Here is a 9,285-nt window from a genome sequence, read left to right as displayed (position 1 = left end):
GGCGCTCGTTCCGCCTTGCTTTGCCGCAAAACTCGACCCGGCGCGACCGGCGACAAAACGTCAACAGAGCCTAGATCAGAGCACCTGCATCGCAAAAACAAAACAGCCCTTCCCGAGCGGGAAGGGCTGCATTGCAATCAGCAAGCGAGGGCATGGCTCAGGTCCAGGCAGCGACCCACTCGTCCAGATGGTCGTCCAGCATCCAGTGGCCAAGAATATGGGCGCGCAGCGCATCGCCACGCCGCGCCAGCTCGTCATGATCAGACAGGTGTTCGCGTATTGCCCTGATCCAGTCTGCATGGCGGTTCTTCAAACGCGTCACCGGAAAGGCGCCCTGGTAGGGCAGGATGTCGGTACAGATTACTGGCCAACCGAGAATGCCGTATTCCAGCAGGCGCAGATTGGACTTCGCCTCGTTGAAAGCATTGACCTCCAGCGGCGCCAAGGCCAAGTCCAGATTCATGCTGGCCAACTTGGCCGGGTACTGGTCGAACGGCACGCCATAGTGCAGCTCGGCAATGAAAGGCCGCACTGCATCGGGACACATGCCGAAGAACACCCAGTCCACCTCCTGCGCCAATTCCTTCACCACGCTGACTACCAGCTCCAGGTCGCCGGTATGGCCGATACCGCCAGCCCATCCAACCCGCGGCTTGCGCCCCTGACGGCGCTGCGATACCAGATCGCCCCACACCGCGTGTTCCAGGCGGTTTTTCACCACCCGGATATCCGGGCACAGATCGCGATACGCTTCGGCCAAGGGCTCGGTCGACACGATGAACCGATCGGCCAGACGCACACCACGGCCAAACCGCTGGGCAATATCGTGCGGGATATCGGCCTTGTGCACGCTCTTGCTCGGCACATGGGTGATCAGATCGTCGATCTCATAGATCAGCAGCGGCCGGGCATATTTGGCGTAGTCCTCCAGAATGTCGAGCTGCTCATCGGTGGTCTGGCGCTGCATCAGCAGGCTGTCAAATTCCAGCCGCTCCAGATCGGTTACGCTGAAATGCTGGCGGTGGATGCGTCCCCACAGCTTGCCGCTGCGCGTTGCCGTGCGTAGCGGCATGATCAGGCGGTAGTGGCCGCAGCCGTTGTGATCGGCCGGCAGCGCCAGCACCCGCTTCAGCGGCCGCCACGGCAGGGTATCCCATACCAGGCCCACATCAGGATGCATGGTGAACGGATCGCCGCCCAGCTGCAGATTGCGGTTATACGCCGGATCGCGGCCGAGTTGAGTCAACCATTCCTGGTAAAAGCGATGCTGCTCATCCTTGGCCTGCGCGGAAGGCGGCAAAAAGTCACCTGCGGCCATACCGTCGCAAATCAGGTTGATAAACGGCGTCCACAGCGAGCGATAGCCCTGCCGCGCCAGGCGCAAGGCCAGATCAAGCTCCGGGTCGGACGGATAGCCGACCGCATTGAAACCCTCCATCGCATAGAACAGCTCGCGGCGTATCGCCACGACGCCACCGCGTACCGCGCTGACGTTTTGCGGCAGATGGGCCCGCCCCATATAGCCGGCAGAATCGAGTGCCATATCGCTATATGCCGCGCCAGCCGGGCCGTTGAAACCGAGAATTCTTGCGGATTCCCTCACCCGTCCCCGGGAATTGAACAGCCGTGGCGCAACCAGGCCGATTTCCGGCCGCTGCGCCAGTGCCAGCAAATGGCCCAGCCAATCGCCATCCACAACGGCAATATCGGGCTGCAACATCACCAGCACCTCACCCTGCGCCACTTCACTAAGCGCGTGGTACAGCACTGGCAGGCTCTGCTGCTCGTCCGACTGATAGACGCGCAGATTGGGCAGATTCATTTCATCCAGCCCGCGCAAAAAGGCCAGTGTGGCTGCATCCCGACTACCGTTATCGAGAATCAGCAACTCGTAATTCCGATAGCGGGTCTGCTCCAGGATGGACTCCACCGCCCGCTGCACCGCTTCAAAGCGGTCGCGCACCGGCATGAGCAGTGAAACCAGTGGTTCGCCCTGCACCTGGTAATCAAGCCGGAAGCTGCCGGCGAAATAGCCGGGACTGATGCTGGCAGCCACCTCGCTACGTGCCAGATGTTGCGCCAGCGCCTGACGTGCCCGCTCGATCAGCGTCTGCGGCTCCAGACGGACATGGCCGCCATCGCTGGCGCGGTGGTAGAGCACATCATGCAGATGGCCGATGGCGCTGCTGCCCAGGTCCTCGAAGGCGCGCAGCACCAGATCGTACTCTTCCACGCCAGCCAGGCGCGCATCGAAGCCGCCGAGGTCGGCAAACACCTGGCGATCCACCAGCAACATACCGCCGATATAGGGCTGGGCACGCAGCAGATCGAGATTGAAATCTGGCTTGAATTGCGGATGGCGCAGATGGCCGTCGCCATCGAGGCGGTCTTCGTCGCTATACATCAGCCGCCATGCCGGGTGACGCTGGGCGGCTTCCAGCGCAAACAGGAAGGCATGCGGTGCCAGCTCGTCGCCCGCTTCGATGGCGCATAGCCAGTCAGCCTGCGACTGCGCGGCGGCGGCATTGAGTGCGCCGACCGGATCGCCGCTCAGCAGCCCCCAGCGGAAACGCTCGCCCAGCGGCAAACCATCCGGTGCCGCCTGATCCGACAGCACGGTGATGGTGACGTTGTAATACAGCTGCTGAGACAGTGAAGTCACCGTCCGCGTCAGCCGTTTCTCGCTCTGACCCAGCGCATAGACAAACACCTCGATGCGCGGATGATCGGCCCACTGAGCCATCAGGCCCTCGAACAAGCCGGCTTCGACATCGGACAGGGTATGCAGCTTCAGCCATACCTCGTAATCATCGTCCTTTTGCACATGCGCGCTTTGCCGGTAGTCCAGCACGTCGCGGGCGACTGCAGCAGGGCTTGCCACCAACTGCAGCGCCATGGCACACAGTTCGCGCCGCTCCTGTGGCGTGGCATTGGCCAGCGAGAATCGACCGATGCCCACGTCGCGGGTTTCCGTATCCCCAAGCGCCGCCTCCGCCTCGGCGGCCAGGCGCGGGTCAGCAAAGTAGTCGACGCGCTCCACATGCAGATCGCTGTTGTACAACAGCCGGGTCAGCTCCTTGCGCGTCCACGGGCGCGGCACCGCCAGTTGCGAGGCCTCATCGACCGGCCAGCGACCTTCGGCCAGCTCGCTCAACAGCAGGACATTGCGGGCATTGGGCACCAGGATGTAGAGCCGCGCATCGCGGTTCAGCAAGGGCCGCAACGCCTTGAGCCAGCCCCAGATATTGTCCAGCGTGCCAAAGCGGTCGCCAAACAGTACGGCATCGACCGATTCCGGCGCCAGCTGCCAGTCCACCGCTTGCGGCAAGCCGGGCGCAAAGCCGGCCAGCTGCCGCTCGCCACCAGCGAGACGCCAGAATTGCTCGTCATTGAGCTGCACGGTGCATACCTGAGCGAGCTTTGTCGCATCGGCAAGGCAATCAGGGCCACGCCAGCTGCCGCGCACAAATTCGATCACCGAACGCACTGCCCTGCCCTCTGCCAGCAAGCTCGCCCATTGCTGAACCAGGGCATCGCGCTCGATCAGCGACGGAGGACGCTGGCGGTCGAAGCGCTGCTGCCATGGTTCGACATAGTGCTCGAGCGAATCGGCCGGCGCCGGCCGAATAGTCGCTGCCGGCAGGCGCATCTGCCGCATCAGCGCCACGATCTGCTCGATGGCGCGCCCTCCCGCCCCGGCATTGATACGCGGCGCGAAGCTTGCCATGCGCTGCAACTGCCGCTCACGCCATGCTTGATCATCAAACAGGCGCAACAGGGCAGCAGCCAGATGATCGGCACCTTCCCAAGCCATACCGGCATCAGCCGGCAACATCGGGCCATAGGCTGCGCCGGAATCAGTCTGCAGATTGATAGCGGGAACGCCGCACAGGATGGCTTCGAGCAAAATGCCGGAATTGACCGCGACCACCGCATCCGCCGCCGCAAGCGCCTGTACCGGATCGGCATTGCTATACAGCCAGGCGGCATCGGCCAGTCCGATCTGGCGGGCAATGCCACCAAGCACATCGGCGCTTTCCGGCCCGGTGGCCGGCCGGTCCTTGATCACGCAGTGAAAGCGCCGGCCCAGTTGCTGGATGGCACGAAAGTAGGCAGCCACGCTTCTCTGGAAGATATCCTGGCGCATCGACGCCGAATGCGGTGCCGACCAGGTGGTGCAAAACAGGATGATCGGCTTGCCATCGTCGCTGAGCCCGAGCGACTCGCACAGCGCGCGCCGGTGCTCGGCACGCTCGCGCACCGCATCGGCCAGCCGGTCAAACTGCGGCAGACCGGTTTCGACCAAGCGGGCGCCATCATAGCCAGCTGCTTCCAGGTTTTCGCGGGCATGGCTGCCGGAGATGGCCATTTTCTGCGCCATCTGCGACTTATGCATATTGAACGGCAGGCAAATCGACGGATTGTGCTCGATATGCAGGCTGGGAATGCCGCGCGCATTGGCCCACAGCACGGTCAGCTTGGCCAGGGCCATATAGTCTTCATTCACCACCACCAGTTCGACCGGGTGGCTGGCAGCCAGCGCATCCAGCTGCTGGATCACCCGCAGCAGCCAGGCTTGCATGTCTAGGCTGACAACGTCTTCCAGCAATTGCGCCAGGGTCTTGCCCGGCGCAGCAGCCAGCGCGGCTTCGATCCCGCGCCAGGCCAGCGCCTGCTCCGGGCCGAGCAGCTGGTCGCGCATGCGGCTGGCCAGCGCGCGGCTGGCATCATCAAGCTGTTCGCCCACTACCCAGGCTTGCGACTGGCGCCCGGCAATCACCTGGCGCAAGCGGCTGTTCAGGAAGTCTCCCACCGTGGCCACCACGCGCGGACCAAGCTCGTCCAAGTAGCGATCGAGCACACTGGCATTCTTGTCCCAGGCAAGCCAGATAATGGCGGGTAGGCGTGCATCAGCCATGTAGGGGCTCCTGGAAGGCCTGCAAGCGATCACTCAACAATTTGGGCAGCAGGTAGTAATCGAAGGCCTGGGCCATGGCGACCTGGCGAAAGCGCAGCGCATCGGCAAATGGCGTATGCGCTTGCCAGGCCTGGTTGGCTTGCAGCGCGGCGCAATCGGCCAATTGCTGGCGCCGCCACTGGCCAAAATCCTCGGCCAGATTGCCGGGCAGACCTTGCAATGACGGCAACTCCGCCTCCGCACGCACTGGCCCGCCCACCCCGCCCGACCAAGCCAGGAACAAGACATAGCGGCAACGCCAGCCAGCCAACGATTGCGATAGCCGATTAGCCCAGTCGTTCGGCAATTGACCGGCCTGTGCCGCTTCGATCAGTGCCAGGCACTGCTCAAGCTGCGCGTCTTCGCTACGCCAGGACAGCCAGCGCCGCCAGACAAGCGGATGCCAGCCCGGCAGACCCGCCAAGGCATCCAGGCCGCTGGCACCAGCTGGCAGCCAGGCAGTGATGGGAAAAACAGACATGGCCGGCTCCTGGTTCAATTCAACAAATCCCAGCTCAGCGGCGTACCGCGTGCAAGGTCGTGGCGGGCCAGGCGACCCAGCAACTGATCGTAAAATTTGGGCGCCAGGCCAAGGCCGGGCCGGATGGCGCGGATATTGTCGCGGCTGAGCGGCTCACCGGCGGCAATATCCTTCACCACATAGAGCGAGCGACGGTGCAACAGCGACTGACGCTCGGCATCGCTTGCGCCATAGCGCACCTCCCCCATGGCCTGCCAGGCCCGCTCGGTTTCGACGACCAGGCTGGCCAGCTCATGCGGTTCCAGCGAAAACGCCGAATCCACCCCACCGTCGGCGCGGCGCAAGGTGAAATGCTTTTCGATCACCGTGGCGCCCAGCGCCACTGCCGCCACCGAAGCCCCTACCCCCATGGTGTGATCGGACAAACCCACTTCGCAGCCAAACAGCTCGCGCAGATGGGGAATGGTGCGCAGATGACTGTTTTCCGGTGTGGCCGGATAGGTGCTGGTGCATTTGAGCAGCACCAGATCCTTGCAGCCGGCGGCCCGCGCCGCCTGCACCGACTCATCGAGTTCCGCCACGCTGGCCATGCCGGTGGAAATGATCATCGGCTTGCCGGTAGCGGCAATCTTGCGGATCAGTGGAATATCGGTGTTTTCGAAGCTGGCCACCTTGTAGGCCGGCACCTGCAGGCTTTCCAGAAAGTCCACCGCAGCTTCATCGAACGGCGTGGAGAAGCACAACATGCCATGGCTTTGCGCGCGCGCCATGATGGGCGCATGCCACTCCCACGGCGTGTAGGCCAGCTGGTATAGCTGGTACAAGGTCTTGCCGGCCCACAGGCTGTTCGGGTCTTCCACCTTGAAGGTGCCCTGGTCGATATCCAGGGTCATGGTGTCGGCGGTATAGGTTTGCAGCTTGATGGCATGGGCGCCTGCGGCAGCCGCCGCATCGACAATAGCCAACGCCCGATCCAGCGACTGATTATGGTTGCCGCTCATTTCGGCGATGATGAAGGGCTTAGCTAATTGCCCAACAGTACGATTCCCAATCTGAAACATTGCGGCCAATCCTCCCCTCATTTAAAAGCACATCTTAACTCGACGTCATTCCTACAAATTAGTACGAAATTTTGGTGCTGATCGAGATATAGGTACTCAAGAAAAGCATGCAGCGACTCAACAACCGTTCTAACAGGTTGGTGAGAAACTATTCGAACGCCCATTAGGCCATCCAATATTAATGAAACTCAGTGACTTTACTCAAAAATTAAGCAAGCCCACTCTAATTTTTAACCGATTTCGCCTTACTTTGCTCGACTTCCCGACTTCGCAGCCCGCACCAAGTGTTTCTCACCAGCCTGCTAATCACGCAGATTTTCAAGCGAGGCAAGCCAATTCGATGAGCCACATGTCACCACATAAGAATCAGAAAACCCATACCAAACCATAAAACAAACTTAACCAGCTTTCAACAACAACCAGCACAACAACCCTGTTACTACAATTAAAAAACAACAAGGCAAACAGAGAAATATTAATTAAAATTGGCAACGCCATCAACTTTAAAAATCACCTGCTTGAATGAGTCGCTAATATACAACCCTCCATCCGGCCCGACAGCCAAAAATCTAGGGGTACGAAACGTTCCAACCAGGCCAGTACTGGCATCAATGTATTGCGGCCCTACCACAGTCGAAACGACGCCCGAAGGGGTAATCTTGCGCACCCGATTGGTCGCGACATCGGAATAACCCTCACCAACAAAAACATTCCCAACACCATCCACGGCGACAGAAATAGGCTGACTAAATGAGGCTGATGCTGCAGTTCCATCAACATTACCATTTAAGCCAGTCCCCGCCAACGTCGTCACTACACCACCAGGACTGATTTTTCTAACCCTATGATTATATAAATCAGCAACATAAACATTTCCACCACTGTCAACAGCCAACCCACAAGGAGAAAAAAACTTCGCCGAACTACCGATACCATCTTGGAAACCATACGTCGCAGAACCCGCCAAAAGCGTCAAACTACCAGATTGACTCAATTTCCAAACTCTATGCGAATAAATATTCGACCCAAATACGGTGAAGTAGATATTCAAATTAACATCTACAGCAAGAGACCAAGGGCCCGCCATTGGATTATCTTTATCTACGATAGTTATCAACGTAGTCACTAATCCATCAGGAGAAATCTTTCGAATTTTATTATCCGCATACCCAGCAGTGTACACATTCCCGGCCACATCAACAGCAACACCAGTCGGCCAATGGAACTTTGCCGCAGGTCCCACGCCGTCAATTGAGCCAATAGTACCATCACCAGCAAGCGTAGACGTAACACCATCCAACAGAGTCACTTTTCTAATTCTATTATTGTACTGATCAGCAATATAAAAATTCCCACTACCATCAATTGCAATACCTTCCGGGTAATAAAATTTCGCACCCACACCTTTACCTTCCAAATAGCCAGCAGCACTCGCACCAACAAATTTGGAAATCGCCACCGGGGCACACAAGGCATTCATCGAAACCAATGACGTAGAAATGACCAACACTGCTAGGTTAAAATTTTTCACAATTAACTCCAATTTGCAAAGAAAAAGAAGCAGGAGAATCTAACATATAGCACAAAGCAAAAAAAACTCAACAAGTTTGATCAACCAACATTCCCAATCTACTAGCAGGCCGGTGAGAAGCTCTTGGCACCGGCTGCGAAGTTGGGAAATCGAGCAGAACAAGGCGGAATTGCTTAAGAATTTGACTGCGCCTGCATAATCTCCGAGCAAAACCACTGAGCTTCATTAATTTTGGGCGACCTAATAAGAGTTTGAAGAGTTCCTCACCAACCTACTAGGCAACACCTCTCCCAAGTGAAGCCTAGCGCTATCACACCCCCTGGCCAAATCCATGCCAATCAACAAACGTTCAACGTCAAAACGGATGACCAACAGAACAATGACTCTGATTAGCCACCATAAATCCGAACAAGATTACAGGACTCCCATTGGAATTCATTGACTATCATCACCGAACAATTTAGAAAACCGTGACCGTATACCCACCCAGTCTTCCAACAGAATTCCAAGGAGATACACATCCAGTCGTCGACCATTCTTGAAAATATTTGCCCGCCGCACCCCTTCCACTGCGAAACCAAATCTCTGATGCATTGCAATAACAGCAGGGTTAGTTTCAAGCACTTCGCAATTCAATTTCTGGAGCTCCATTTCAAAAAAAACCATCTGTAGTAATTTGTACTCCACCACTCCCCCAACGCCCTTTCCTTGCACAGACTCATCTAAATAGAACGCCCAGTCTGCAGTTTTGTCCGCCCAACGAATGGACCGCAAGGCCACCACTCCTACCACCACCTGCCGATATTGCACCACCATAAAGCGCTCATTTGCGTTATGCCGCAAACCGTTTAGCCAGGCTGCATGCTCCTCGGTTGATATCTCGTGCTCGTTGTACATATAGCGCCGGACGCTATCTGAGTTGCGCATCAACCGAATCTGCTCCAATACCTCGGCTGGTTGGTCCAGCAGAGGTTGGAATGAAATGTCCTGCACGGTGACTTTGTTCATTGCTGCGACCTACTTTTTAGCTGCTGGCCAATAATGCATGGGCGATGCGCTTCGCACCGAGCCCGTCAACCATTTGCCGCGCCCTGTGTGCGCATGCTGTACGGCGAACCGGGTCGCGCATCGATTCAATTGCGCTACGGATAGATTCAAGCGTTAGTTGCTGTGCTGGCCCCAAGTAATGGAACGCCTCGCATTGACCCATCAGGAAACTGTTTGCTTCCTGATTTTGGGCAATGGCGATACATAT

The 9,285-nt window shown here is 57.9% G+C and carries 6 protein-coding genes; all 6 read right to left on the bottom strand.

All coding sequences use genetic code 11. From position 1 onward, the window contains the following. Positions 1 to 157 precede the first annotated feature (157 nt). A complete protein-coding gene (locus ACE3OH_RS15025) occupies positions 158 to 4,918 on the bottom strand; it encodes a glycosyltransferase (protein WP_374354575.1) in 4,761 nt (1,586 codons plus the stop codon). Further along, the gene (locus ACE3OH_RS15020; RefSeq protein ID WP_374354572.1) at positions 4,911 to 5,438 is read right to left on the bottom strand and encodes a hypothetical protein; all 528 of its coding nucleotides are present in this window, start codon (positions 5,436 to 5,438) and stop codon (positions 4,911 to 4,913) included. The genes ACE3OH_RS15025 and ACE3OH_RS15020 overlap by 8 nt, the downstream gene beginning before the upstream one ends. Before the next feature lie 14 nt (positions 5,439 to 5,452). Next, positions 5,453 to 6,499, bottom strand: a complete 1,047-nt coding sequence (gene pseI / locus ACE3OH_RS15015; protein WP_374354567.1) for a pseudaminic acid synthase — start codon at positions 6,497 to 6,499, stop codon at positions 5,453 to 5,455. 475 nt (positions 6,500 to 6,974) lie between these two features. Continuing rightward, positions 6,975 to 8,030: a hypothetical protein gene (locus ACE3OH_RS15010; protein WP_374354564.1), complete on the bottom strand. Its 1,056-nt coding sequence runs from the start codon at positions 8,028 to 8,030 to the stop codon at positions 6,975 to 6,977. A gap of 435 nt (positions 8,031 to 8,465) precedes the next feature. Then, a complete protein-coding gene (gene pseH / locus ACE3OH_RS15005) occupies positions 8,466 to 9,038 on the bottom strand; it encodes a UDP-4-amino-4,6-dideoxy-N-acetyl-beta-L-altrosamine N-acetyltransferase (protein WP_374354561.1) in 573 nt (190 codons plus the stop codon). Positions 9,039 to 9,054: 16 nt separating this feature from the next. After that, the coding region (locus ACE3OH_RS15000) for a hypothetical protein (RefSeq protein ID WP_374354558.1) at positions 9,055 to 9,285 on the bottom strand (231 nt) is incomplete at its 5' end.

It is taken from the genome of Chitinimonas sp. (assembly GCF_041904975.1).
Classification (GTDB): Bacteria; Pseudomonadota; Gammaproteobacteria; order Burkholderiales; family Chitinimonadaceae; genus Chitinimonas.
This window is presented reverse-complemented; position numbering and strand designations above follow the sequence as displayed.

What these genes read in the sequence shown, in the direction of transcription:
- ACE3OH_RS15025 (WP_374354575.1), bottom strand. Translation starts at nt 4,918, where the DNA reads ATGGCTGATGCACGCCTACCCGCCATTATCTGGCTTGCCTGGGACAAG.
- ACE3OH_RS15020 (WP_374354572.1), bottom strand. Translation starts at nt 5,438, where the DNA reads ATGTCTGTTTTTCCCATCACTGCCTGGCTGCCAGCTGGTGCCAGCGGC.
- pseI (WP_374354567.1), bottom strand. Translation starts at nt 6,499, where the DNA reads ATGTTTCAGATTGGGAATCGTACTGTTGGGCAATTAGCTAAGCCCTTC.
- pseH (WP_374354561.1), bottom strand. Translation starts at nt 9,038, where the DNA reads ATGAACAAAGTCACCGTGCAGGACATTTCATTCCAACCTCTGCTGGAC.